This window comes from bacterium (assembly GCA_016702305.1).
Lineage (GTDB): Bacteria > Electryoneota > RPQS01 > RPQS01 > RPQS01 > JABWCQ01.
The window spans coordinates 363,129-387,457 of record JADJEH010000001.1; the positions used below are offsets into that span (position 1 = coordinate 363,129).

Genomic DNA, 24,329 nt, shown 5'->3' on the forward strand with positions numbered 1-24,329 from the left:
CATGAGTTCCTGGCCACACCATCTCAAGCAACCGCTCTATGTTCGCCCCTCTTCCCGAGTGCGCTACATGGGCAAAAACTACATTGTTAAGCGTGACGTCAGCGGCGCCATTTACAGCCTCGTCGGCCGCATGACCCGCAAACTGCCGTCCCTCGCACAGGCCATCGCCGCCGCTGAAAATCAGAAACTGATCTGCACGTGGGGCGCCTACTACTCGATCTACGTTGCCGTGGATCGCGACGAACAGCCGCTGATTCTCGAGTATCTCTGGGAAGAAGAAAAGAAACGCGGCATCAATCCGCCCGATCTGGGCGCTGGAATCGTACTCTCCGACGAGGGTTGATCCTCGTCTTAACATCCTTCCGAGGAGCATATGTCCTTTTCCCTATCGGGATTGTTCTCCAACGAGATCGCCATTGATCTCGGCACTCGCAACACCCTCGTCTTCGTCAAAGGCAAGGGGATTCTCGTGCGCGAACCTTCCATGGTCGCCATTCGCAAAAGCGACCGAAAAGTCATCGCCATCGGGAATGAAGCTCGCGAAATGCTCGGCAAAACCCATCGCGATCTTGAAGTCATCCGACCCATGCGCGACGGTGTGATTGACGACGATGAAGTCGCTGAAATCATGATCCGTGCCCTCATCCGCAAAGCGCAAACCAATCGCCTGCTGCGGCCGCGTGTCATTGTCTGCGTACCATCAGGCGTCACGAAATCTGAAAAACGGATCATTCGCGACAGCGCCGAGCACGCCGGCGCCCGCGAAGTTTTCCTGATCGCGGAGCCCATGGCCGCCGCGCTGGGCGTCGGTCTGCCGGTGTTGGACCCCATCGGAAACATGGTCATTGACATCGGCGGCGGCACCACGGAAATCGCGGTGATCGCCCTCTCCGGTATCATCACCGACACGTCAATTCGCGTCGGTGGCGACGAACTCGATGAGTCCATCATTCAGTTCATGCGCCGTAACTACAACCTGCTGATCGGTGAACGCACCGCCGAAGAGATCAAAACGCGAATCGGGTCCGCCGCCAAACTGGAACAAGAACTCTCCATCGTCGCCAAAGGACGCGACCTTGTAGAGGGCGTGCCCAAAGCCGTTGAAATCAATTCCATCGAAATTCGCGACGCCATTGACGAACCGATCTCGCAAATTGTGGACGCCGTCAAGAACGCCCTCGAAAAGACGCCACCCGAACTCGCCGCCGACATCCGGGATCGCGGTATCATCATGACCGGCGGCGGCGCGCTCATCCGCGGTCTCGACGTGCGCTTGCGTGAAGAGACGTCGCTGCCCGTATTCCTCGCGGACGATCCGCTGACGTGCGTCGTGCGCGGCACTGGCAAAGTGCTCGACGACATGGAAACCTATCACCGCGTACTGCTCCCCAACTAATCCCAATGTCGGTGCGCAATCGCCGCAGCGGCGGTACTCTGGAATGGACGGCCTTTCTCATCTGCGCGGCCATCTCGGTCGTGTTGCTGTTGACCAGCCCCAAACCCGGCGCGCGTGAGCTTAAAGACACCGCGTCCGATGTCGTCGGCTATGCCGCCTCACCGTTGCATGCCGTCCGCCGCATTTTTTCAATCTGGTCCGACTTCGACATCCTCCAACAGCACGCTCTCACTCTCGGCAAAGAAAACGCCAAGCTTCGCGACGCGCTGATTGAGAATGAACGCCTGCGCGCGCTTCTCGAGTATCGTCAACGCAGCGATTACACGACTGTTCCCGCTTCCACCATCAGCGCTGTCGGTCCGGCGCTCGGCGGTCAGTTTCGCTTGGACCGCGGCCGCACTTCAGGTATAGAGCTTAACGCCGCCGTCATTACCCCCCTCGGTTTGGTCGGAAAGACCATTGAAGTCACCGACCACACCACGCTCGTGCAAACTCTGATTGGAAACAGCTACGGCGTTGCCGTCTTGCTGGAACGCACGCGCATGCGCGGCATTCTGCGCTGGACAGGCCCCGATCAGTTCACTCTATCCGGTTTGCCGCAAGGTGTTGACGTCAAATCCGGCGATCTCGTCCTGACTTCCGGTTATGGTTCCGTTTTTCCCAAGGACATTCGCGTAGGCGTCATAACCGACGACCCTTCCGAACTCTCTATATATGGAGAGACTTGGCGTGTCCAGCCTTTTGTGGATTTCCGCACCGTAGAAGATGTCTTCATCGTGACTGGCACTGACTGGCCCGATCCATACGCCGGGCAAAACGATCCGCAGATTGAGGCACAGCCATGAGCCCCAAACTGCTGATCACCGCGCTTAGTCTGTTGATACTACAAGCCGGCCTGGGGCCGCTGCTTACCATCGGTTACGCCAGACCGTCATTCTTGCTCCCGTTCGCGGTCTTCGTCGGTTTGACGCTCGGCCCGCTCTGGGGCAGCGTAGCAGGCTTCCTGCTCGGACTTGCGATTGACGCCCTCGGCGGCCTGCCGTTGGGAATGTCCGCACTCGCCATGTGCATCGCCGGCTTCTTCTCCGCTAAACTCGCTGCCGACGCGCCGGTCCGCCTGTGGTGGCCGTGGACCGTTATGGTTCTGCTCTTTGCCTTCGTGCTCGAAGTCCTGCGGATGCTTCTGCTCGCGCGAGCGAATCAACTGCCGTTCCTGGGCCTCTTGCTCTGGAGCGGAATCCCGTCGGCACTCTGGACCACCGCTCTGGCCGTACTGTGGTTCCTGTCGCCCTTGCATAAGAGTGAAGGCGCGGCGCGATGAGTCAGCGCAACGAGATCCTCCGCGATGCCAGCTTCATCGCAGTCGGTCTGCTTGTCTTCGCAGTCCTGATCTACCGCTTGGTACAACTGCAAGTTGTGCAAGGCCCCGAGTATCGCGCGAAATCGGAAGACAATCGCATTCGTTTCGTCGAAATGCTCGCGCCGCGCGGCGTTATTCGTGATCGCCATGGCTACCTGCTGGTCAGCAACCGCCCGAGCTACACCTGTTACGGCATTCCGCGCGATCTGTATAAAGACAGTCTCGCCGTGGAACAACTTGGCTTCGCCGTTGCGCGTGACCCTCGCGAAATCCGGGACGAACAACTCCGACCCTATCGCAGCTCCTTTCGGCCGCAGCGCCTCCGCCGCGACCTGCCTTACACCTTACTTGCCCGTTTCGAAGAGACTCGCGACCGCATCCCCGGCGCCTATCTCGAAATCGAACCGAAGCGCTTTTATCCCGGCAATGTCGCCGCACACGCCATCGGTTATGTCGCCGAAATCTCCGACGACGAACTGAGCAAATATCCCGGCCTGCAATCCGGTGACCTGGTTGGCAAGCGCGGCCTTGAAAAGCTCTATGACAAAGACCTGCGCGGCGTCAAAGGCAATCGCCTGTCCGTCGTGGACGTTCATGGTCAAGAGGTGCACACCGAGCAAACCCTTGGCCGCATCGAGCCTGTTCCCGGTCAGGAACTCTGGACCAGCTTTGACATTCATGCGCAGCTTCTCGCCGAATCCTTGCTCGTAGATAAGATCGGTTCCGTCGTTGCCATGGACGTGCGCACCGGCGGAGTGGTCGTCATGGCCAGCGCGCCGACCTACGATCCTGATATCTTCGCAGGTTCGATCTCCAGCACCGACTGGAATGCGCTGCTCAATGATCCCGAAAAGCCGATGCTGAACCGCTCGGTACAGACGATGTACCCGCCCGGCTCCACCATCAAACCCGCCATGCTCATTGAAGGCCTGGCCAGTGGTGTCATCAACACCTCGTGGGGCGTCTCCTGCCCCGGCAGCTTCACCTATGGCAATCGCACCTTTAAATGCTGGAAAAAGGGCGGACACGGCCACATTGATTGCGTGCAGTCGCTGGCCCAAAGCTGCGACGTGTTCTACTATAAACTCGGATTGCTCCTCGGCGTTGACGGCATCAATCGCGCCTTCACGCGCTTTCACCTCGGGTCTGCCACGGGCATAGACCAAACAAGCGAAGCAGCGGGAAACGTTCCCTCGCGTGAATACTATGACAAACGCTACGGCCCGAACGGATGGTCCACGGGCTTCCTCGTCTCTGTGTCCATCGGCCAGGGGGAAATGCTCGCAACGCCGCTCCAACTCTGCGCGTTTACTGCCGCAATCGCCAATGACGGCGTGTGGAAACAACCATTTCTTGTGGATGGCGTCTACGATCCTTCGACCCATACCCTCAAGAAACGCGCACCCGCCGAAGATCGTCAGCCCGATGTTCCACTGTCCATCATCGAGATCGCTCAGAGGGGTATGACCGAAGTCGTCTGGGGACCGTCCGGCACCGCCCGCAAACAGCAGGACGATTCCTGTCGAATCGCGGGCAAAACCGGCACCGCGCAAAATGCCCACGGCGACGATCACGGTTGGTTCATCTGCTACGGCCCCGTGGACAATCCGATGTACGCTTGCTGCGCGCTCATTGAATTCGGCAAAAGCGGCTCCGGTGCGGGCGGACCGGTAGCAGGCGAAGTCCTGCGCCAACTGATTCGCCGCGAACTCTATCCCGAACTTTACAAAGAGAAGAACGAGGAAGAGATCGAGGCCGAACCGCAGCTCGAACCTGTCGCGGAAAGTCGAACGCCATGAGCCGCGGGAAATTCTCCGACCTCTGGCTGCTCGTCGCCATCCTCGTGTTGCTCGCCGTCGGCCTGTTAGCTAATTTCTCAACGAGTATCGCCGACGGATCCGGCCTCTACCAGAAACAGTTCTTCTGGATCGGCATCGGCTCCGCGATTGCTTTGGCGATCCTGTCCGTGCCGCTGCGCTTCTTCGAGATGCTCTCCTACATCTTTTACGGCGTCTCGATCGTCAGCCTCCTCTTGGTCCTTGCCGTCGGCTCGACGCACAAGGGCGCGACCAGTTGGTTCGTCTTCGGCTCCGTGCAATTGCAACCCTCCGAATTCGCCAAAGTCGCCACGCTGCTCGCCGTCGCCAGATTGCTCGCCGAGCATCCTCGCGATTTAGATCGCTTCTGGCTGTTCGCCGTCGCCTGTATCATGACCGTCGTGCCCATGGCCTTGATTCTCGTCCAGCCCGACCTTGGCACGGCCTTGATTTTTCCCGTTATGCTCTTTGTCCTGCTGACATGGGCAGGTGTCGCGCCGCAATACATCCTCCTGATGTTTATGCCGGTCGCCGCCGTGCTGACGGTCTGGAGCATGCCGCTGCATATCATTGTCTTGCTGCTTCTGGTCGCCATTGCCTACGTCTCCATCCGCCGCCTGCCGTGGGTTGCCGCGCTGACCGGACTCTACCTGTTCTTTGGCACGTTGACCCCTAAGCTCTGGAGCAAACTCGAACCGCATCAGCAGCGCCGCATCACGACCTTCCTTGATCCCGAGGCTGATCCGCTCGGCGCAGCGTATCAGTTGATTCAATCAAAAATCGCCGTCGGCTCCGGCGGCTTGCTCGGCAAAGGTTTCCTGAACGGCACCCAGACGCAGTTGCAATTCCTGCCCGAGGGCCACAACGACTTCATCTTCTCGGCCTTCGCCGAAGAGTGGGGTTTCGTCGGCGCCGTCATCGTCGTCGTCGCGTTTCTCGTCTTCTACTATCGCGGTATCGCCATCGCGTCCAAGTGCCACTCGAGCTTCCATTCGCTCGTCGCAATCGGAGTCGTCGGCACCATCATCTTTCAGGCCCTGACCAATCTCCTGATGACCGTCGGGCTTCTGCCCGTCACCGGTTTGCCCTTGCCGCTGGTCAGCTATGGCGGAAGTTCAATGTTGGTGACGCTCGCCATGGTCGGCCTGCTCTTTAGCGCGGCATTGCGGTGGCGCGAGTACTAATCGTTCTCCTGTGTGTCGTTGTAGCCCAGGCGGCGGACTATCTTTGGCCGTTGCCCGATTCGCGCACGCTCACAGGCGGACACGCCGACAGCCGTACCGATCACTTCCATGGCGGCGTGGATTTGCGCGCCCGCACTCCGCTGCGCGTTGTCGCTCCCACCGACGGTTGGATTGAACGTGTTGCCATCAATCCGCCCGGCTATGGCCGCACGCTCTACTATCGCCTGAGCGATGGCCGTACCGCCGTCTTCGGACACCTGTCGCGCTATGAACCCCAACTGCAAGCCACCGTCCGCGACAGCCAACTCGCTGTCGGCACCTATCGCATAGATGTCAGCTACGACGAAGCCAACTCGCCGCACCGCTATAGCGCGGGCGACGTAATCTGTTACACCGGTGCAAGCGGTCGCGGACCTGCCCACCTGCACTTTGAAATCCGTGATGGCGCGACACAGCTTGATCCGCTCATGTTCTTTGAACCGCGCGATCACGACGACCCCGCCATCGTTGGCGTGAGCTGGATCAAATTCTCCGATGACATTCCATCGGCCGCCGGTCGCTCGCTGGCGCTCAACGCATCGCCGCGCGTCCAATCCTCCGAGCCCGTCGCATTTCTTGTTCGCACTTACGACCCCGGACCATGGGGGCGAAATGCCGTCCCACGCTTCATCCGTGTTTATGCCGACGAACAGTTGATCTTTGAAGATCGCTCCAGCGAAATCAATCTGCAAGGTCCGCAGAGTATCTACGCTAAGCTCGTCTATCCCGAGTTCAAGACCAATGACCGCGACGTGCGCCGACTCTTTCTTTGGCCTGAACGCGGCACGCGCGATGAACAACTTCCGGCCGGTTGGCTCGACAATTTCACCGGCGTTGTCCGCATCGAAGTCGAAGACCGCAACGGGAACACCAGCAGCGTTCGCATTCCCGTGCAATCCGGCGCGCAGCGCTCTGCCATGCGCGTTGCCGGGAGCTGCGAATCCAACGGCTTCAGTCTAAGCGGCGACAATATTGCCATGAGCTGGGCTGACCTCCTGCCGGTCGGCGACGAAGTTCACATCCGTGATGACAATTTTGCCCTGCCTGCTAAACTCGTTTTGACCGCAGACCAAGCGTTCGAGCCCGGCAAGTACTTCTACAAGCGCAGCGGCGCCACGGGTAAGTCCGCGATCTGGCGCATCCCCGCCGATGACACAAGCACGATGTCCTGCTACGTCCTGCGCGGCGGAACCTATGGCATTGCTTACGATGATACCCCGCCGCGCCTGACCCTATCCGGACAGAGCGGCCAGATCAAATTCACGCTCGCCGACGACGAGTCATCCATTGATGACTCCAACGTGCGCTGCACCGTGGACGGCCAGACCGCGATTCCTGAGTACGAGTACGAAGAAGACGGCGGCACAATCTGGACGCCGCAGAAACTCGGCAGCGGCAAACACAAAGTGCAGTTCACCGCTGCCAATCGCGCCGGACTGACGAAGACCTGGGATATTACGGTGACGATTCCATGATACCCATTCGCGACGAAAACCCCACGCGCGGCACTCCGATCGTCACCATCGGACTGATTGCAATAAACGTCGTCGTCTTCGCCTTCCAATTCACGATGCCGCCTGACGCTCAGCAGGCATTCGTATTTGCATGGGGCGCGATTCCGCGCGACATCGTGGGCGGCTGGGACTTGCTTCCCGCCATTCCGCTCTCGTGGCTGACGCTCTGGTCTTCCATGTTCATGCACGGCGGCCTGATGCATCTCGGCGGGAATATGCTCTATCTCTGGATCTTCGGCAACAACATCGAAGACACGCTCGGCCACTTCAAATTCCTGCTCTTCTATCTGACGGGAGGCTTGGTCGCCGCGCTGAGCCATATCGTCTTCGATCCGTCGTCCGAAATTCCCATGGTGGGAGCCTCCGGCGCCATCAGTGCGGTCTTAGGTGCGTACATGCTGGCCTATCCCAAGGCGCGCGTCGTGGTCCTACTCTGGATCGTATACATCGTGCGCTTCATCACCGTCCCGGCGATCTTGATGCTCGGCATCTGGTTCGTCATGCAGCTCGGCGGCTTCGCCAATGAAATGAATCGGCAGGGCGGGGGAGTCGCTTGGTTAGCCCATATCGGCGGCTTCGTCAGCGGCGTTATCATGATTCTGCTGGCTGGCGTCCGCCCCAACCGAACGACCACGCGGACATCCCCGTGGCGCTGAGAACTTCGTCCCCGACACTGGCCGAGTCAGGTCACGACCGCCGCAACCCGGCCTGAGTGGCCTGTGCCAATTTCTAATTGCTACTTTCACTTTTCTAATCTGACATACCGTGCCCCGCATAGAACTCGATAAAGCCTACACACCGTCGTCCGTTGAAACGCGCCTCTATGACCAATGGGAACAGCAAGGCTGTTTTCGCGCGCAGATACGTAAAGGCCACAAGCCCTACGTCATCATGATGCCGCCGCCCAATGTCACCGGCATGCTCACGCTCGGACACGTTCTTAATAATTCCCTCCAGGATATGCTCTGCCGTTGGCGCCGTATGCACGGCGACGACGTGCTCTGGCTGCCCGGCACCGACCATGCCGGCATCGCCACACAAATCAAAGTCGAAGACCAGCTCGCCAAAGAAGGACTGTCGCGTCACGATCTTGGCCGCGAAAAACTCGTCGAGCGCATCTGGGAATGGCGTGAGAATTACGGCGGTATCATCTTGCAGCAGTTGCGCCGCATTGGCGCAAGCTGCGACTGGTCGCGCACACGCTTCACGCTCGATCCCGAAATGTCGCGTGCCGTTGCTGAGATCTTTGTGCGCCTGTACAAGAAAGGCCTGATTTATCGCGGCAAGCGCATCGTCAATTGGGACCCCGAAAAGCGCACCGCGCTCTCTGATGAACAGGTCGAGTATCGCACCGTCGCCTCAAATCTCTGGCACTTTCGTTACCCGTTGACCGACGGCAGCGGCCATCTCGTCGTCGCGACCACGCGCCCCGAAACAATGCTCGGTGACACCGCTGTCGCCGTGCATCCCGAAGATGAGCGCTATCGCCATTTGCATGGCAAAACCGTCACTCTCCCGCTCACCGGACGCGTCATTCCAATCGTCCCCGATGATTATGTGGATCGCGAATTCGGCACCGGCTGCGTTAAAGTCACGCCCGCACACGATCCCAACGACTTCGAAATCGGCAATCGCCACAACCTCGAATTCCTGATCGTTATCGGCCCCGATGGCAGGATGACGGATCTTGTTCCGCCGCAATTCCGCGGCCTCGACCGCAAGGAAGCACGCAAACAGGTTGTCGCTGCGCTTGAAGCCGACGGTTTCCTCGAGAAAGTCGAACCCTACCAAACATCCGTCGGTCACAACGAACGGACCGGCACTGTCATCGAACCGCTGCTTTCCGAACAGTGGTTTGTCCGCATGCAGGAGCTTGCGCAACCCGCCATCGCTGCCGTGCGCGAAGGCCGCGTCCGCTTCCATCCCGATCACTGGGAAAAGACCTACTTCCATTGGTTGGAAAACGTGCGCGACTGGTGCATCTCGCGGCAAATCTGGTGGGGACATCGCATCCCGCTATGGACAGTCAAAGAAACCGGCGAAATTATCTGCACGCTCGATGATCCCAGCGGTGATCCCAAGTACGCCGGGCTCACACTCGTCCAGGACCCCGACGTGCTTGATACCTGGTTCTCATCGTGGCTCTGGCCGTTCTCGACGCTCGGCTGGCCGCGCGACACCGAGGATCTTGCACACTTCTTTCCAAGTTCAACTCTGGTCACCGCGCCTGATATCATCTTCCTGTGGGTCGCGCGCATGATCATCTCGTCCGAAGAGGTTTTCGGCGTCGCACCCTACCAGGACGTTTACTTCACGGGCCTCGTTCGCGACATGCAGGGCCGCAAAATGTCCAAGTCGCTGGGCAATTCGCCCGATCCGCTCGAGGTGATTGACAGCTACGGCGCCGACGCGCTGCGCTTCACCATCATCTCGCAAACCCCGCGCGGAGGCGATATTCGTTTCGGCGTCGAACTCTGCGAGTTTGGCCGCAACTTCGCCAATAAACTTTGGAATGCGACGCGTTTCCTATTGATGAACGTGCCCGAAGAGGGTGATACGTTCGCCTTTACGCCCGTCGAAATTCTGCCCAGCGCGCCCGCCAATCTGATTGACCAGTGGATCACCTCAGCCTTCATGTCCTGCGTCCGCGACGTCGAAAAAGCACTCACCGAGTTCCGCTTCGCTGATGCCGCCAAACGCCTGCATGCGTTTATCTGGAACGACTTCTGTGACTGGTATCTAGAGTTGATCAAAGTGCGCTTGCAAGGGTCCGCCGATGAACGCGCCGACGCTCTGCGCCACGCCCTCGGTATCCTCCACGGCATCGTTCGCGCATTGCATCCCTTCATGCCGTTCGTCACCGAAGAAATCTACCACACGCTGAGCAGTCTGTCGGCCTCAAGTTGGCCCGCTGGTCATCGCCATGCCAGCATTATGGTCGCGCAATTCCCGCGCTATCAGGCCACGCTCGTCGTTCCCGAAGTTGAAGAACAATTCGGTAAGTTGCAGGACGTCGTCACCGCTCTCCGCAATATTCGCGGCGAATTGCGCATCGTGCCGTCATTGCGCATCCCTGCGGGCATTCGCGCGGACCACAAGAAAATCGCAGATGAGTGGGAAGCCTTCGCGGACTTCGTAGTCAGACTGGCCGGCCTCGCCGAACTGCATCTCGACGGCGCTCGGCCGAAAGGCAGCGCCTCCGCGATCGTGCAAGGCATCGAGGTCTATGTCCCGCTTCACGGCGTGATTGACGTCTCAGCCGAACGTGCTCGGCTGCAAAAAGAAGACGAACGCCTGTTGAAATTGGTCGAAGGCACGAAGTCTAAGCTCACCAACGCCAATTTCATCGAACGCGCAAAACCCGAAGTCGTGGACGCCGAACGCGAAAAGCTCACAGAGCTCGAACATGCACATATGAAAATCCGTCGCTTCCTGGAAGAACTCGAAGCCGCGCAATAACGCGAGACATCGGCTCGCGCGGCGGGGAGTTTGCGATGCAGCTCTCCGCCGGAATCCGCTCCTGTCAATTAAGTCCTTTTCTTCGAGGGGAATATGCTCAAACTACTTCTGGCCATTCTCGCATGCGGCATCGCCGCTTCGGCGCAGGCCAAGCCTGGCGTGGCCGTCACCGTTTACAACGGCAACCTCGCGCTCGTCCGGGACATCCGCGAAATGAGTTTCGATAACGGCATCAGTCAACTGCTGTTCCGCGACGTCGCCGCGCAGATTGATCAGTCGTCCGTTCACTTCTCCGCGCCCGGCGTCACGCTGCTCGAACAGGACTACGACTACGATCTCGTTTCACCCGAAAAACTGCTCGCGAAATACGTAGATCAGCATGTCGAAGTCATCACCGAGTCCGGCGATCTCGCCGACGGCACGCTGCTCACCTCATCGCCGCAGAATATCGTCCTGCAATCGAAGGACGGCACGCTGCGCTCCCTGCTCACGGAGTCCATCCTCGAAGTCCGCTTCCCCAAACTTCCGGAAGGACTGATCACTCGCCCTACGCTGCGCTGGCTTGTCAATAGTCCGGCCGCCGCCAAGAAAGAGACCGAGGTATCCTATCTGACCGGCGGAATGAACTGGAATGCCGACTACGTCTGCGTCATTGACGAGAGCAACAAAGCCGACCTCGGCGCGTGGGTCACGCTGAACAATAGTTCCGGTGCGTCCTACAGAAACGCGAAGCTGAAACTCATCGCCGGCGAAGTCCACCGCGCCGCGCCACCCCAACCGAAGTACAACGACTTCCTTCGCGCTGAAGCGATGACGATGGCCGATGGCGGTAATCAGTTTTCCGAGAAGTCCTTTTTCGAGTATCATCTCTACACATTGGACCGCCCCACCGACGTTCTCGACAATCAGACCAAGCAGGTTAGTCTCTTCCCAAATGCGGACGTGCAGACCAAACGCATCTACGAGTATGATCATCAGCGCGACAATAACAGCGTTTCGGTTTCACTTGAGTTCATGAATTCCAAAGAGAACGACCTTGGCATTCCCCTGCCCGCCGGTCGCGTGCGCGTCTTCCAGAAGGACTCAGACGGTTCACAGGAGTTCATCGGCGAAGACAACCTTGAGCACACGCCGCGCGACGAAAAAGTCCGCGTGATGATTGGCAACGCCTTCGATATCGCCGTCGAACGGGTGCAGAAGGACTATCGGCAGATCAGCAACACGGTCTATGAGCAGGACATTGAAGTGAAACTGCGCAACCGCAAGACGGATACGGTCAGCATCATCGTCGTGGATCACGTGTGGGGCGAGTGGGAAGTCCTCAAGTCGAGCCTGCCGCATCGAAAGATTTCAGCAAACAAACTTGAATTTGACGTGACCGCCGCGCCCGATAAAGAGGTCGTACTGACCTACACCATTCGCAATCGCTAACGTGCCGTGCCCGCCCTGCTCGCCGAACCCGTCTCGACTCTCCGCGCCATTGGTGAGTTCCGTAGCAAGGCCCTCGAAAAGATCGGTGTCCGCACGCTTGAGGACTTGATTCGCTACTATCCGCGCCGCTACCTCGACCGTTCACGCCAATTGCGCATTCGCGACCTTGTGCCTACCGACTACGAGGTCACGGTCGTTGGTAAAGTCATAAGCGTTGACCTCCGTCGTACCCGCGCCGGTAGATCCATTCTCACGGCGCTGATCAACGACCTGTCCGGCACATTGCGCTGCGTCTGGTTTCAAGGCACACAATACTGGCACAAACAGTTGGTCGTGGATGAGCTGATTGCCGTGAGCGGCAAGCTCGGCGACAGCGACAATCGCGATTTCGTCCATCCCGCCATTGACCGCCTCGGCGCGGACGGCGACGAAACGCGTATGTTTGAAACGGGCCAAATTGTCGCGCTCTACCCGCTTTCGCTCGACCTGCGCAAAGTCGGTCTCGAATCGCGCACCCTGCGCCGCATTCAACTGGATGCTCTCACGCTCGTGCGCACTGAACTGGCCGAATTTCTGCCGCCTGACGACTTGGCCGTCGTTGATGCGCTGCCGCTGGCTGAAGCACTCGTCCAAGTCCATTTCCCCGAGACATCTGAACTCCTCGCGCGAGCGTGGCGCCGTATCCGCTATGAGGAGCTGTTCTTTCATCAACTGTTGTTCGCGCTGCGCAAGCACTTCAACAAAGTCCTGCCCGGCGTTGGCCCGTTTGAGAACATCGGCCCTATTACCCGCAAAGTCCTCGACGCGCTGCCGTTTCCCTTGACTGAGGGACAAAAGGACGTGCTGAAAGACGTTCGAGCCGATCTCGCCAGCCCGATTCCCATGCAGCGCCTGTTGCATGGCGAAGTCGGATCGGGAAAGACCACCGTCGCGCTGCTCGCCGCGGCCATGGCCGCCGATGCCGGTTTTCAAACCGCTTTCATGGCGCCCACCGAGATTCTTGCGCAACAGCACGCCCGTACCCTGGCGCCGCCGGCTCACGCCGCAGGCCTCAACCTCCGCATCTTGCGCGGCAAGCAAACCGTCGCGCAAAAACGGGAAATTCTCTCCGCCGCCGCCGCGGGCGCCGTGGACATTCTTGTGGGCACCCACGCGCTGCTAAACGAAAAACTCAAGTTTCCGCGCCTCGGCCTGCTCGTCATAGATGAGCAGCATCGCTTCGGAGTCGAACAACGCGCCCAGCTCTCCAGCAAAGGTAAACGTCCCAATCTGCTCGTCATGACCGCCACGCCGATTCCGCGTACGTTGCGCTTGGCCGAGTTGGGCGACCTTGACGTCTCGACTCTCAAAGAATTGCCCGGCGGGCCGCGCAGCGTCACCACCGCCGTTCGCTTCGCGCCCGATCGCGAACGTGTTTACAAATTTCTGATCAAACAGGCGCAAAGCGGTCAGCGCGTCTTCATCATCTGTCCGCTCGTTGAAGAGTCCGACAAAATCCAAGTCGAAGCCGCCGTGGATTATCACAAGCGGGTCGCCAATGGTGCGCTCCGCGCTGTCAACGTCGGCCTCTTGCATGGGCGGATGGACTCCGAAGACAAAGAAGCAGCTATCAAGGCCTTCCGCGATGGAGTGACGCCGATCCTTGTTGCCACTCCCGTCGTCGAAGTCGGCGTGGATGTCCCCGACGCGTCTGTTATGGTCATCGAAAACCCCGAGCGCATCGGCCTGGCCGCCCTGCATCAGTTGCGCGGCCGCATTGGCCGCAAAGGACAAAAGTCCGTCTTCATCCTGCTGCCCGGCGCGAAGATAACCGCCGATGCCCAGGCCCGTCTCGAAGCCATTCAATCCACCAACGACGGCTTCGAAATCGCTGAACTGGATTTCCAACTTCGCGGAGCCGGTGAACTCTTCGGCACGCGCCAATCCGGCGAATCCGAACATCGGCACTATCTCCCCGAACGCGATGAGCCGCTCTTGAAATACGCCCATGAACGCGCCTTCACGCTCGTCGCTCACGATCCCGAGCTCTCCGACTTTCCGCTGTTGCGCGAAAAATTCCGCGCCACACATCTGCCCAAATTGGGTCTGCTCGCCGGCGGCTGACGCACCACGCGCCGCCGCACTGCCGCTTAGTCGCCTTGTACACACTGGAGTCATGATGCCCACGAAAACGATCGCAGTCGCCAACCAAAAAGGCGGCGTCGGCAAAACCACTACCGCCGTTCATCTCGCCGCCGGTATGGCCCTCGAAGGCTATACCACGCTGCTCGTGGATCTCGATCCGCAGGCCAACGCGACCGCCGGTTTAGGGGTCACGCCCGCCGAAACGCAGATCGGTATCTACGACGTCCTGATCAACGAAACGCCGGCAGGCGAAGCGGTGCGGCCCACCAATGTCGCCGGACTGAGCATCCTGCCTGCGGACACACGTTTGCACGGCGCTGAAATCGAGCTCGTCTCGAAACTCGCGCGCGAACGCATTCTCGCCGAGGCCCTCGCCCGGCTTGACAATCTCTTTCAGTTCATCGTCCTCGATACGCCGCCGTCGCTCGGGCTATTGACGCTCAATGCCATGGCCGCCGCCGATTCGATTCTGGTTCCTATGCAATGCGAATACTACGCCCTCGAAGGGCTCGCGCAGTTGATGAAATCTGTCAATCTCGTCAAACGGCACTTGAACACCTCCCTCGAAATTGAAGGCATTCTGCTCACGATGTACGACGGTCGCTTGAACCTTACCAAACAAGTCGCCGACGAAATCACCGGCGTCTTCGATAAGCGCGTCTACAAAACCATGATCCTCCGCAATGTCCGGCTCTCCGAGGCGCCCAGCTTCGGGCAAACCGTCTATACGTATGATCCCGTGAGTCGCGGCGCTCAAAATTACCGTGAATTCACCGTCGAATTCCTCAGTCATCAGCAACTCCCGCCGCGCGAGGCCGTCGCATGAAATCTCACAAAGCTTTAGGCAAAGGACTACGCGCGCTGATTTCGGATGAGGATGTCACGTCTTCCACCACGACGCCCGTGCCCGAGATCGTGCATCTCGACATCGAGCTGATAGATCCAAATCCCTTCCAGCCCCGCCAGATCTTCAACGACGAAGCCATTGAAGATCTCAAGAACTCGATCCTCAAACAGGGCCTCTTGCAGCCCGTCGTCGTGCGACCCGCCGGAACGCGCTTCCAACTAATTCTCGGCGAGCGCCGCCTGCGAGCCACACGCGCCGCCGGAATGACCACCATTGCCGCGCAAGTCCGCGTCGTTGAGAGTTCCGAAGAGATGCTTGAACTCGCGATTCTCGAAAACGTCCATCGCGAGGATCTCACGCCCATTGAATTGGCGCAGGCCATCGTCCGCCTCCAGCAGCAGTACGGCTTGACGCAGGAGGCCGTCGCCGAAAAAATGGGCATGAGCCGCGCCCACATCGCTAATCTCGTGCGGCTGCTGAAACTGCCCGAACGCATTCAAACTGCGCTCACCGAAGGCAAACTTACGATGGGACACGCGCGCGCCTTACTCTCCGTCGTGGATGAAGGTCAGCAGCTTGATCTTTTCGAGCGCTTTCTCGTGGACGGCAAAGTCACGGTTCGCACAGCGGAAGCCCTGACCCGCAAGAAGAAAGTACCCACCAAGGCCGAAGCGGCAACAATGAAAGCCGCCGACTCAAGGGAAGCCCGTGCTATTGCTCAGGTCGAGAACTCTCTCTCGCGGCAACTGGCCACTCGCGTGCGCATCAAACCCAAAGGCCGCGGCGGTACCATTGAAATCACGTACTACACGTTAGATGATCTGAACCGCCTCTTAGAGTTAGTGGACCGCTAACAAGTCCTCCGCAATTTATCAATTATAATTCATCCTATCCGCCCTGTGTCTCCCCGTCGCCCACCCCCACGCCCATTCGATCGCTCAGCCTACTATTCGCCCGATCGCCCGCTGCAAATCTACGGTCGTAAACCGATCCTTGAAGCGCTGCGACGCGGATTAGTCGAAGAGCTCACCATCGCGCCCAATGCACACGGTCAGGTGATTGACGACATTCGGGCGCTTGCCAGCCGCTTGAGAGTTCCGCTTTCCTCGGGCGCCGTCGAGTCGCAGGATATGGATAGCCCCTCGCAAGGTGTTTGCGCCAATATTCGCAAGCCCGACATCAGTTCGGACGTTCATGACCTTGACGACTTAGTCTCCCAGAAACCAGCCCCGCTCGTGCTCATGCTGGACGGCATCGAGGACCCGCGCAATTTCGGCGCAATTCTCCGCTCCGCCTACGCCGCCGGGGCCGATGCCGTGATCTTTCGCAGCCGCCGTCAGGCTCCTATCACCGATACCGTCTTCAAAACCTCGGCAGGTGGCGCAGCGCTCGTCAACCTCTTCGAAGTTACCAATCTCGATCAGACCGTCCGTACATTGAAAGAGTCCGGATGGTGGATCGTCGCTGCGGCAGCCGAAGAGCATTCGCGCGTCTACTCCGAGTTCGACTGGGATCGCCCGACCGTACTCATCCTCGGCGCCGAAGGACCTGGAGTTTCATCTCTCTTACTAAAGCGCGCCGACCTGACCGTCAAGATACCCTTGTACCGCGACTTTGACAGCCTCAATGTCTCTGCCGCCGCAGCAGTGCTCCTCTTTGAGGCTGCGAAAGCTCGTCAGCTTGAGCCAAAAGTCTAATAAAAATAAATATTAAACACGCCCCTCGTAAAATCTTTCACTTGACACTCCTTGTCAGATTCTGTATATTCCCGGATTGTTAGCCTCCATGCAGCCTGAGTAGAGATGCCGAACCGCCCAAGTCAATGGACCGTCGTCGTCCTCTCCGAAAATCAGGCCCAAATGCGCCAGTTTCGTTTCCATCGAAACTGGTTCATCGTTGCCGTCGGAGCTGCCATCGGGCTCTTGGCGCTGCTCTTTGTGTTTGCTGGTTTAACGATTTCACTGTCCGGGCAAGTCGAGGACAATACGGCCCTTAAAGCCCGTGTCGTCGAACTCGAGGCCACCAACGAACGCATCCGCGATATCGCCGAGCGCTTGGCCGAGTTGAAGCAGTTTGAAGAACAGCTTCGCCGCGGCCTCCAGCTCCCGCAAGGAGCACTACCCAAGGGCGACGCCCTCGAACCGACGCCCAATGCCGCACCGCTCCGGGAAGAAATCTCCCGGCCCGCCGATCTCCAAGGCATCTATAGCGAACGGATCACCGAGATCGCGACCGATGGCGTCCTGCCGACCGACATCCCGACGCATCCCCCTGTACGCGGCTACGTAACCCGTAAGTTTGAACTGTCCAGTACGCTCCACGAAACCGGGCACTTCGGCTTGGATGTCGCCGGACGTATTGGAACCCCGATCAACGCCAGCGCCAACGGCTTGGTCATCTTCTCCGGCTGGAGCTATCCCTACGGCAACTTGGTTGTCATTGAGCATAAGTCCGGCTACACCACCTTCTACGGGCACAATCAGATTCTGCTCGTCGAACCCGGCGACCGTGTCCTGATGGGACAGCCGATCGCGTTGCTGGGTAACTCCGGGCGCAGTTCCGCGCCGCATCTTCACTTCGAAATCTGGAAAGATGGACTCCGGGTGGACCCCGAATCCCTCTTGGCGCGCAGTGCCGGTTGATATGCTCAACCGTTCCCGCGCCCTCTTCCTTTCATATTAATCGAGAGGACGGGCTCATGGCTAAATGGACTCGCTTTACCGCGTCGGAAAACTTCGCCGGTGAAATGTCCACCTTGCTCGCGAAAGATGCCGAAATCAACGGCACTCTGCGCACGCAAGGTTCCCTCCGTATTGACGGCCGAGTCAGCGGAGATGTATTCTGTGCCAAAATGGTCACCATCGGTTCCTCAGGGTCCGTGGATGGGAATATTCAGGCCGAAAGCATCATTGTGGCCGGCCGAGTAAAAGGATCGCTGGTCGCCAAACAAAAAGTGCACCTCGAAGCGACCGCTGAATTGATCGGTGACCTGTCCGCAGGCAAACTCTCGATTCAGGAAGGCGCGCGCGTCCGCGGTCATACCGCGACTGACGAAACAAGCCTACCGTCCTCCCGGCCCGTCACCCCGACGACTGCCGAGTCCTTCGACGACGATGCCTCGACGATGGTCCCGCGCAATCGCCCTGTCGCCGCCAACTGATGTGCTAAAGGGCTTTCAGCCGCCGCGTCAGGACCCGCTGGCCATCGGACTGACCATCGTCGCCTCAACGGCCCTCTTCGGTGGAGCAGGGTGGTGGATAGACCGGCAGTTTAACACCTTTCCGTTCCTGATGGTCCTCGGTGCTGTGGTCGGCATGATCGCCTCGCTCTATCGCACCATTCTGCTGCTCAAACAGCAGAATTCCGATTCCAACGGCAGCGCGTCCGAATGAACGGCCCGCGGCTCGTCGAGCCGGGGCTGAGCGTAGCGGTTCCCCGCCGAAATCCGGAGCGCCCGAATCACTATGAATGCCTTCGTTACTGGCCTGCTGATTGGCTTCGTCGCCTCCATACCCGCTCTGGTGCTGGCCTGGTTTAAAACCCGCAGCGGCATGGATAACTTCGTTCGCCTCTGGGGACTGGGAGTCGCCCTCCGCTTCGTCCTCATCGGCGCCGGACTGTTTTGGCAAATGCGCCAACCCGACGTCGCCAAAGTTCCGCTCGTACTCGGCATTGTCCTCGCTTTCTATCTAAGTCTCGCCATCGAATTCTTGATTGCCCGCGTCGCCAACAAATGAAATTCGCCCGTACCCTATTCCTTGCCCTCTGTCTCGCGCTCGTCGCGGTTGCCGTCGCGCGTGAAGATCATAAAGCCCAGCCTCATGATCCGCACGCGGCCGCCGCTAAAACAGCCGAACATGGAAAGCATGAAGAGGGCCTCGGCGCGACGCTCGTGGAAATCCTCGAACATCACCTCGTGGATTCCGACCACATGGAGCTGTTTGGATACGCCATCCATCTCCCGACCTTCGAGATCGCGGGCTACAAGTTCACGCTCACCAAGCATCGGCTGTGGTGGCTGATCGCGCTGACTCTTATGGGCCTGCTCGTCTGGAGCGCCGCCCGGCAAAAGACCGCCGTCCCGACCGGCTTGCGCAACATGCTCGAGAGTCTGATCACTTTCGTGCGTAATGAAGTCGTCAAGCCTAACCTGCATGACAAGACCGATGCCTTCATGCCGTACTTCATGACGCTCTTCACGGGCATTTTGTTCTCCAATCTGCTCGGTCTCTTCCCATGGGGATCGTCGGCCACCGGTAACGTGAATGTCACCGCCGGCCTCGCGCTATGCACACTCTCCCTGATGGTCGGCATGGGTGTCAAGGAGAACGGGCTGGGCGGATTTCTGCATCATTTCGCGCCGCCCGGAGTCCCCGGCTGGCTCATGCCGCTGATGATTGTTATCGAAATCGTCAGCTTCCTGATTCGCCCTTTCGCCCTCACTATTCGTCTCTTTGCTAACATGCTCGCCGGACACGCCGTTCTGGCCGTCCTGCTTGGCTTGATCGTCAGCATCGTCTTTGCGCCGCCTGCCATTCTCGTAGCAGTCGGCGTTTTTATGCTCGAAATCATCGTCGCCCTGATTCAATCCTACATCTTCATCATGCTCACGGCCACCTTCATGGGTCTGACCATGCACCCGTCGCATTGATCTTCGAGCCGGCGCGGCGGAACACGCCTTGTCCAAGTAAGGACGCGGGCGCCCCTTCTGACTTTTGACTTCTGACTTTAGACTTTCTTCATCATAACTTCCCAACTTTTCGGAGAATCTCGAAAATGGAACTCGGAAACGGTCTCGCTCTGCTTGGTGCCGGCTTGGGTGCCGGTCTGTTCGCTTTGGGTGCTGGTATCGGCATCGGCTCAATCGGTAAGGGCGCCATGGACGGCATCGCCCGTCAACCGGAATCCGCCGGTAAGATTCAGGGTGCCGCGCTCGTTATGGCCGGCCTCGTCGAAGGTGCCGCGCTGTTCGCCTTCCTCATCTGTATCCTCATCTGGACCAAGTAAGTTCTTCCGCTGACTTGTCCCTGTTTAGAGGGGAATTAGCAGAAGGTCTCGTTTTTTCGCCGAGGCATGTGTCTGCACATGACCGGAACTTCGCAACGTTTTCTACTTAGCGCAATACCATGGGCCTGCAAAATATCCTCAACATCGAACCCGGTTCCATTCTCTGGACGATTATCACTTTCCTGATCGTCGTTTGGATCGTGGGCAAATTCGGCTGGAAACCCATCATCAAAGGCTTGAAGGATCGTGAAGATTCCATCAAGAGTGATCTGGATACCGCTAAAGCCGAACGCGAAAAGGCCGGCGCCATGCTCGCCGACTATAAGCAGGCCATGGCCAATGCCAAGAAGGAAGCCGCCGACATCATCCTCAAAGCGCAGGATCAGGCCGCCAGGCATCTCGCCGATGCCGAAACCGCGGCCAAAGAGCAGTCGCATAAGCTCGTCGAAAAGGCACGTCTCGACATCGAACGCGAATCCGATCTGGCCAAGGCCGACCTCTCGCGCCATGTCGCCGAACTCACCGCCAAAGCGACCTCCCGTCTCTTGGGACGAGTGATTGACGACAAAGAGCACGAAAAGCTCATCATGGCCGCCCTGAAGGAGGATCGTTGAAATCCCTCGATAGCGCACTTGCGCTGCGCTATGCCCGCTCGCTGTTTCTGGCGTCGCTGCAAGCCAAATGCTCGACCGAAGTTGAACACGACCTCCAGGCACTCGCTGCGATCTATCGAGAGAACCGCGAATTGCCCGTCCTGCTGGCCAGCCCGACTCTCGGCAACACGAAACGCCGCGCCATCCTCTTCAGCATCGGCGACAAAGTCGGCTTCTGCGAGATGACGCGCCGCTTTATTGACGTCCTGCTCGAAAAATCGCGCCTGGACGTGCTGCCCGCCATTCCTGATCGCTTCCACCGTCTCTTTCGCGAACACGAAGGCGAAGTTGAAGTCACCGTGCAGACCGCCATCGCGCTGTCCGACGCCATGAAACAAAGTGTCGCCGACAGCATCGCCAAAACATCCGGCAAAAAACCGGTCATCGCATACAAAGTGAATCCGGCTATCATCGGCGGCATTGTCATTCAATACCCCGATCATATCCTCGACGGTTCGCTCGCCCGTAAGGTCCACGACCTCGGCAAGCGCATGTCTGCGGCAGTGTAAGTTTGATCCCCCTTTTTCACATTTTGAATTCCTCGCGGCGGCATCCGCTGCGGATGCACCGCAACCTCAAAGTCTCCTAAGAGCCCATGTCCACGAAACTGAAGCCCGAAGAAATCACATCCATACTCAAAGAGCAGATCGCCGGCTACGAAGGGCTGTCTGCCGTTGATGAAGTTGGCCGCGTCGTCTACGTCGGCGACGGTATCGCCCGCGTCTATGGCCTCGACAAGGTCATGTACGGCGAACTCGTCGAATTCCCCGGCGACATTCAGGGCATGGCGCTTAACCTCGAAGAAGACAACGTCGGCTGCGTGCTGTTCGGGTCTGACGCCTCCATCAAGGAAGGCGACCTCGTCAAGCGCACCGGTAAGGTTGTGCAGGTTCCCGTCGGTCCCGAACTCGTCGGCCGCGTCGTCAACCCGCTTGGCCAGCCGCTCGATGGCAAGGGCCCCATCAACGCCAAGATCTTTAATCCCGTGGAGCGTATCGCCACTGGCGTCGTCACTCGTCAGCCCGTGAAAGAGCCGCTGCAAACCGGCATCAAGTCCGTGGACGCGATGATCCCCATCGGCCGCGGTCAGCGCGAGCTCATCATCGGCGACCGTCAAACCGGCAAGACCACGATCGCCCTCGATACGATTATCAATCAAAAGGGCACAGGCGTCGTCTGCATCTATGTCGCCATCGGGCAAAAAGGTTCGACTATTGCCAAGGTCATCAAGACCCTCGAAGACAACGGAGCCATGGAGCATACCATCGTCGTCGCGTCCACTGCCGTGGATTCCGCGCCGCTCCAGTTTATTGCGCCCTATGCCGGCGCCGCGATGGGTGAGTACTTCCGCGATAACGGCAAACACGCCGTCTGTATCTATGACGACTTGACCAAGCACGCGTGGGCCTATCGCCAAATGTCGCTCCTGCTCCGCCGTCCGCCGGGCCGCGAAGCCTACCCGGGCGACGTGTTCTATCTGCACTCGCGCTTGCTCGAACGCGCCGCTAAGCTCAATGACGCATTGGGCGGTGGTTCGTTGACCGCACTGCCGATCATCGAAACGCAGGCCGGTGACGTGTCCGCCTACATTCCGACCAACGTCATCTCGATTACCGACGGTCAGATCTTCCTCGAATCAGAACTCTTCTATTCCGGTATCCGACCCGCGATCAACGTCGGTATCTCGGTCTCGCGCGTCGGCGGTAATGCGCAGATCAAGGCTATGCGTCAGGTGGCCGGTAAGCTGCGACTCGACCTCGCGCAGTATCGCGCGCTCGCGGCCTTCGCTCAGTTCGCCTCGGACCTCGATAAAGCTACCAAGGCTCAGTTGACTCGCGGCGCCAAGCTCGTCGAAGTCCTGAAGCAAGGTCAATACTCCCCGTGGCCCGTTGAAGAGCAGGTCGTCATTCTCTGGACCGCCGGACAAGGCTACCTTGATGATATCGAAGATGGTCACATCGCGCGCTTCCAGACTGAATTTGCGAAGTATGTTCGCTCCGTCGGCGCGCCCATCCTCGAAGGCATTCGCACCAAGAAAGCCCTCGACGATGATCTCACCGGCAAGCTCAAGACGCTGATCACCGATTTCAAGGCCACCTACCAAAACGCCAGCGCCGCCTGATCATGTGACCTCTGAACTTTCGACTTCAGAGTTCTCATGAGACGCGCACCCGACTGGCTGTTAGCGTTCTTCCTTCTGGCCGGAGTCTACCTCTGGCAACGCAGCACCTTTCCGCTGTGGCATATTGATCTCTTTCACATTCAGTTGGCCGCGCTTTCGTGGCACACCGATCAGCCCGAACACATGTACACGGGCTACGCGAATTATGATCAGTGGCTCGAGGAGTGGTATCGGCCGCAAGCCGAACGGCTCGGAGCGTGGGGCGATGAAAATGCCTTCTTCTATCCGCCCTTCGTCGCCGGTCTGCTCGCGCCGCTCGCGAATGTGCATGTCTATGCCTGGCGAAATATCCTGCTCGGCATCAACATTCTCCTGCTCTTTGTCTTCGCTTCGCAGATCGCCCGCCTGAGCGGTGCACCGATTCGCTGGCGCGGCTACCTCTGGGCCTTGGCGCTCGTTCTGATGACCTATCCCCTGGCGCGGGCCAGCAAACTCGGGCAAATCGTTCCGCTGTTGGCCGCCCTGTTTTGGGAAGGGCTGTTGCGCTTGAAATCCTCGCGCATCGCCGCTCCCGCGTTACTCGGCACGGTCATCGCCGTGAAAATCTTCCCTGCCGGATGGCTGCTTGCTCCGTTCATGAAGCGGCAGTGGAAGCTCGCAGCAAGTATCCTTGCCGTCGTCATTGGCATCTATGCGCTCGCGACGCTATCCATGGGTTTCGCCTTGCACCGCGAATGGTGGGATGCTGTCGGTGAATTCGGCAGCGTGGTCTACACCTACTTCGGCAACCAGTCGCCCGCCGGTTGGTACACACGCGCCGTTCTTGGACACAGTCTGTTGGGTCCGAACTTCGAACCCACACTGCACATTCGCATCGTACGCGCCGTCTTCACGCTGTTCTTTTTAGGTCTTACGGCGCTCGTGCTCTGGCGCTGTCTCCGTACCGCCGTGCACCCCGCGCTCGAATACGGTCTTTTGCTCAGTGGACTGTTGCTTGCCCTGCCCGTCACGTGGGAACATTACTATCTGTTCACTCTGCCGCCGCTGGGCGTCCTGATCTTTCAAGCCTGGCAGTCCGGCCGCCGTGATTGGATGACCTATCTGCTCGCCGTTGCCGCATTTTTCTTCACCATGAAGCTCACCCGCTTTTACGGTGAGACTACCGTCGGCAAAATCATCAGCGGCAGCCAGTGCTTCGGTCTCATTCTGTTCTGGTGCTATTGCGTCGTTCTCGCGGGACGCTCGAACGTAAACACCGCCTCCGGCAGCGTGTCGTCAGCCTGAACGCGGCGAGCGACTTCACTAAGGTTATTCCCGTCCCATTTGCTTCGCCGAGCAGTCGCCAGAACGCGTCAGCGCGTTTCCCTGTCGGCCTC

Annotated in this window: 24 protein-coding genes; all 24 read left to right on the top strand. The window is 58.8% G+C overall.

Translation table 11 applies throughout. The features are described 5' to 3' along the window. Nucleotide 1 precedes the first annotated feature (1 nt). The 24 genes from IPH10_01445 (at nt 2) to IPH10_01560 (ending at nt 24,237) form a co-directional block, all read left to right on the top strand. Entirely contained in the window at nt 2-343 is a 342-nt protein-coding gene (locus IPH10_01445; GenBank protein MBK6909592.1) for a hypothetical protein, read from the top strand. A 30-nt stretch (nt 344-373) separates the two neighbouring features. Continuing rightward, a complete protein-coding gene (locus IPH10_01450; GenBank protein ID MBK6909593.1) occupies nt 374-1,396 on the top strand; it encodes a rod shape-determining protein in 1,023 nt (340 codons plus the stop codon). A gap of 11 nt (nt 1,397-1,407) precedes the next feature. Next, nucleotides 1,408-2,241, top strand: coding sequence for a rod shape-determining protein MreC (locus IPH10_01455; GenBank protein MBK6909594.1), 834 nt, complete (start codon nt 1,408-1,410; stop codon nt 2,239-2,241). Then, nucleotides 2,238-2,717 carry a rod shape-determining protein MreD gene (gene mreD, locus IPH10_01460; protein ID MBK6909595.1) on the top strand — a complete coding sequence of 160 codons (480 nt, stop codon included), beginning with the start codon at nt 2,238-2,240 and terminating at the stop codon, nt 2,715-2,717. The genes IPH10_01455 and mreD overlap by 4 nt, the downstream gene beginning before the upstream one ends. Further along, complete coding sequence (mrdA, locus tag IPH10_01465; protein MBK6909596.1) at nt 2,714-4,555, top strand: penicillin-binding protein 2; 1,842 nt, start codon at nt 2,714-2,716, stop codon at nt 4,553-4,555. Before mreD ends, mrdA begins: the two co-directional genes overlap by 4 nt. Further along, on the top strand, nt 4,552-5,757 hold the full coding sequence (gene rodA, locus IPH10_01470; protein MBK6909597.1) for a rod shape-determining protein RodA: 1,206 nt from the start codon (nt 4,552-4,554) through the stop codon (nt 5,755-5,757). The genes mrdA and rodA overlap by 4 nt, the downstream gene beginning before the upstream one ends. Further along, complete coding sequence (locus tag IPH10_01475) at nt 5,742-7,271, top strand: M23 family metallopeptidase (GenBank protein MBK6909598.1); 1,530 nt, start codon at nt 5,742-5,744, stop codon at nt 7,269-7,271. The genes rodA and IPH10_01475 overlap by 16 nt, the downstream gene beginning before the upstream one ends. Then, complete coding sequence (locus IPH10_01480; protein ID MBK6909599.1) at nt 7,268-7,966, top strand: rhomboid family intramembrane serine protease; 699 nt, start codon at nt 7,268-7,270, stop codon at nt 7,964-7,966. The genes IPH10_01475 and IPH10_01480 overlap by 4 nt, the downstream gene beginning before the upstream one ends. A 109-nt stretch (nt 7,967-8,075) precedes the next feature. Next, on the top strand, nt 8,076-10,769 hold the full coding sequence (locus IPH10_01485; protein ID MBK6909600.1) for a valine--tRNA ligase: 2,694 nt from the start codon (nt 8,076-8,078) through the stop codon (nt 10,767-10,769). A 93-nt stretch (nt 10,770-10,862) separates the two neighbouring features. Beyond that, nucleotides 10,863-12,200 carry a DUF4139 domain-containing protein gene (locus IPH10_01490; GenBank protein MBK6909601.1) on the top strand — a complete coding sequence of 446 codons (1,338 nt, stop codon included), beginning with the start codon at nt 10,863-10,865 and terminating at the stop codon, nt 12,198-12,200. Between the two features lie 6 nt (nt 12,201-12,206). Next, nucleotides 12,207-14,303, top strand: coding sequence for an ATP-dependent DNA helicase RecG (gene recG / locus IPH10_01495; protein ID MBK6909602.1), 2,097 nt, complete (start codon nt 12,207-12,209; stop codon nt 14,301-14,303). A gap of 55 nt (nt 14,304-14,358) precedes the next feature. Then, nucleotides 14,359-15,150: a ParA family protein gene (locus tag IPH10_01500; protein ID MBK6909603.1), complete on the top strand. Its 792-nt coding sequence runs from the start codon at nt 14,359-14,361 to the stop codon at nt 15,148-15,150. After that, entirely contained in the window at nt 15,147-16,025 is an 879-nt protein-coding gene (locus IPH10_01505; GenBank protein MBK6909604.1) for a ParB/RepB/Spo0J family partition protein, read from the top strand. The genes IPH10_01500 and IPH10_01505 overlap by 4 nt, the downstream gene beginning before the upstream one ends. A gap of 45 nt (nt 16,026-16,070) precedes the next feature. Beyond that, nucleotides 16,071-16,868, top strand: coding sequence for a 23S rRNA (guanosine(2251)-2'-O)-methyltransferase RlmB (gene rlmB / locus IPH10_01510; GenBank protein MBK6909605.1), 798 nt, complete (start codon nt 16,071-16,073; stop codon nt 16,866-16,868). Nucleotides 16,869-16,973: 105 nt separating this feature from the next. Continuing rightward, nucleotides 16,974-17,813 (top strand): peptidoglycan DD-metalloendopeptidase family protein, encoded by an 840-nt coding sequence (locus IPH10_01515; GenBank protein ID MBK6909606.1) that lies wholly within the window; start codon nt 16,974-16,976, stop codon nt 17,811-17,813. 56 nt (nt 17,814-17,869) lie between these two features. Continuing rightward, nucleotides 17,870-18,331 carry a polymer-forming cytoskeletal protein gene (locus IPH10_01520; GenBank protein ID MBK6909607.1) on the top strand — a complete coding sequence of 154 codons (462 nt, stop codon included), beginning with the start codon at nt 17,870-17,872 and terminating at the stop codon, nt 18,329-18,331. Then, nucleotides 18,285-18,563, top strand: coding sequence for an AtpZ/AtpI family protein (locus IPH10_01525; GenBank protein MBK6909608.1), 279 nt, complete (start codon nt 18,285-18,287; stop codon nt 18,561-18,563). The genes IPH10_01520 and IPH10_01525 overlap by 47 nt, the downstream gene beginning before the upstream one ends. 72 nt (nt 18,564-18,635) lie before the next feature. Continuing rightward, entirely contained in the window at nt 18,636-18,908 is a 273-nt protein-coding gene (locus IPH10_01530) for a hypothetical protein (GenBank protein ID MBK6909609.1), read from the top strand. Further along, on the top strand, nt 18,905-19,822 hold the full coding sequence (gene atpB, locus IPH10_01535) for a F0F1 ATP synthase subunit A (GenBank protein ID MBK6909610.1): 918 nt from the start codon (nt 18,905-18,907) through the stop codon (nt 19,820-19,822). Before IPH10_01530 ends, atpB begins: the two co-directional genes overlap by 4 nt. A gap of 125 nt (nt 19,823-19,947) precedes the next feature. Next, on the top strand, nt 19,948-20,178 hold the full coding sequence (locus IPH10_01540; protein MBK6909611.1) for a F0F1 ATP synthase subunit C: 231 nt from the start codon (nt 19,948-19,950) through the stop codon (nt 20,176-20,178). A 119-nt stretch (nt 20,179-20,297) separates the two neighbouring features. Further along, nucleotides 20,298-20,792 carry a F0F1 ATP synthase subunit B gene (gene atpF / locus IPH10_01545; protein MBK6909612.1) on the top strand — a complete coding sequence of 165 codons (495 nt, stop codon included), beginning with the start codon at nt 20,298-20,300 and terminating at the stop codon, nt 20,790-20,792. Further along, a complete protein-coding gene (gene atpH, locus IPH10_01550; GenBank protein ID MBK6909613.1) occupies nt 20,789-21,340 on the top strand; it encodes an ATP synthase F1 subunit delta in 552 nt (183 codons plus the stop codon). Before atpF ends, atpH begins: the two co-directional genes overlap by 4 nt. 86 nt (nt 21,341-21,426) lie before the next feature. Then, nucleotides 21,427-22,953, top strand: coding sequence for a F0F1 ATP synthase subunit alpha (locus IPH10_01555; protein MBK6909614.1), 1,527 nt, complete (start codon nt 21,427-21,429; stop codon nt 22,951-22,953). A 36-nt stretch (nt 22,954-22,989) separates the two neighbouring features. Beyond that, entirely contained in the window at nt 22,990-24,237 is a 1,248-nt protein-coding gene (locus IPH10_01560) for a DUF2029 domain-containing protein (protein MBK6909615.1), read from the top strand. The last annotated feature ends 92 nt before the right edge of the window (nt 24,238-24,329 follow it).

Coding starts and splice junctions, on each gene's coding strand:
- IPH10_01500 (MBK6909603.1), top strand. CDS start 14,359: ATGCCCACGAAAACGATCGCAGTCGCCAACCAAAAAGGCGGCGTCGGC.
- IPH10_01490 (MBK6909601.1), top strand. CDS start 10,863: ATGCTCAAACTACTTCTGGCCATTCTCGCATGCGGCATCGCCGCTTCG.
- IPH10_01540 (MBK6909611.1), top strand. CDS start 19,948: ATGGAACTCGGAAACGGTCTCGCTCTGCTTGGTGCCGGCTTGGGTGCC.
- IPH10_01505 (MBK6909604.1), top strand. CDS start 15,147: ATGAAATCTCACAAAGCTTTAGGCAAAGGACTACGCGCGCTGATTTCG.
- atpB (MBK6909610.1), top strand. CDS start 18,905: ATGAAATTCGCCCGTACCCTATTCCTTGCCCTCTGTCTCGCGCTCGTC.
- IPH10_01515 (MBK6909606.1), top strand. CDS start 16,974: ATGCCGAACCGCCCAAGTCAATGGACCGTCGTCGTCCTCTCCGAAAAT.
- IPH10_01560 (MBK6909615.1), top strand. CDS start 22,990: ATGAGACGCGCACCCGACTGGCTGTTAGCGTTCTTCCTTCTGGCCGGA.
- IPH10_01445 (MBK6909592.1), top strand. CDS start 2: ATGAGTTCCTGGCCACACCATCTCAAGCAACCGCTCTATGTTCGCCCC.
- mreD (MBK6909595.1), top strand. CDS start 2,238: ATGAGCCCCAAACTGCTGATCACCGCGCTTAGTCTGTTGATACTACAA.
- IPH10_01450 (MBK6909593.1), top strand. CDS start 374: ATGTCCTTTTCCCTATCGGGATTGTTCTCCAACGAGATCGCCATTGAT.
- rodA (MBK6909597.1), top strand. CDS start 4,552: ATGAGCCGCGGGAAATTCTCCGACCTCTGGCTGCTCGTCGCCATCCTC.
- IPH10_01555 (MBK6909614.1), top strand. CDS start 21,427: ATGTCCACGAAACTGAAGCCCGAAGAAATCACATCCATACTCAAAGAG.
- IPH10_01525 (MBK6909608.1), top strand. CDS start 18,285: ATGCCTCGACGATGGTCCCGCGCAATCGCCCTGTCGCCGCCAACTGAT.
- IPH10_01520 (MBK6909607.1), top strand. CDS start 17,870: ATGGCTAAATGGACTCGCTTTACCGCGTCGGAAAACTTCGCCGGTGAA.
- IPH10_01480 (MBK6909599.1), top strand. CDS start 7,268: ATGATACCCATTCGCGACGAAAACCCCACGCGCGGCACTCCGATCGTC.
- mrdA (MBK6909596.1), top strand. CDS start 2,714: ATGAGTCAGCGCAACGAGATCCTCCGCGATGCCAGCTTCATCGCAGTC.
- atpF (MBK6909612.1), top strand. CDS start 20,298: ATGGGCCTGCAAAATATCCTCAACATCGAACCCGGTTCCATTCTCTGG.
- IPH10_01530 (MBK6909609.1), top strand. CDS start 18,636: ATGAATGCCTTCGTTACTGGCCTGCTGATTGGCTTCGTCGCCTCCATA.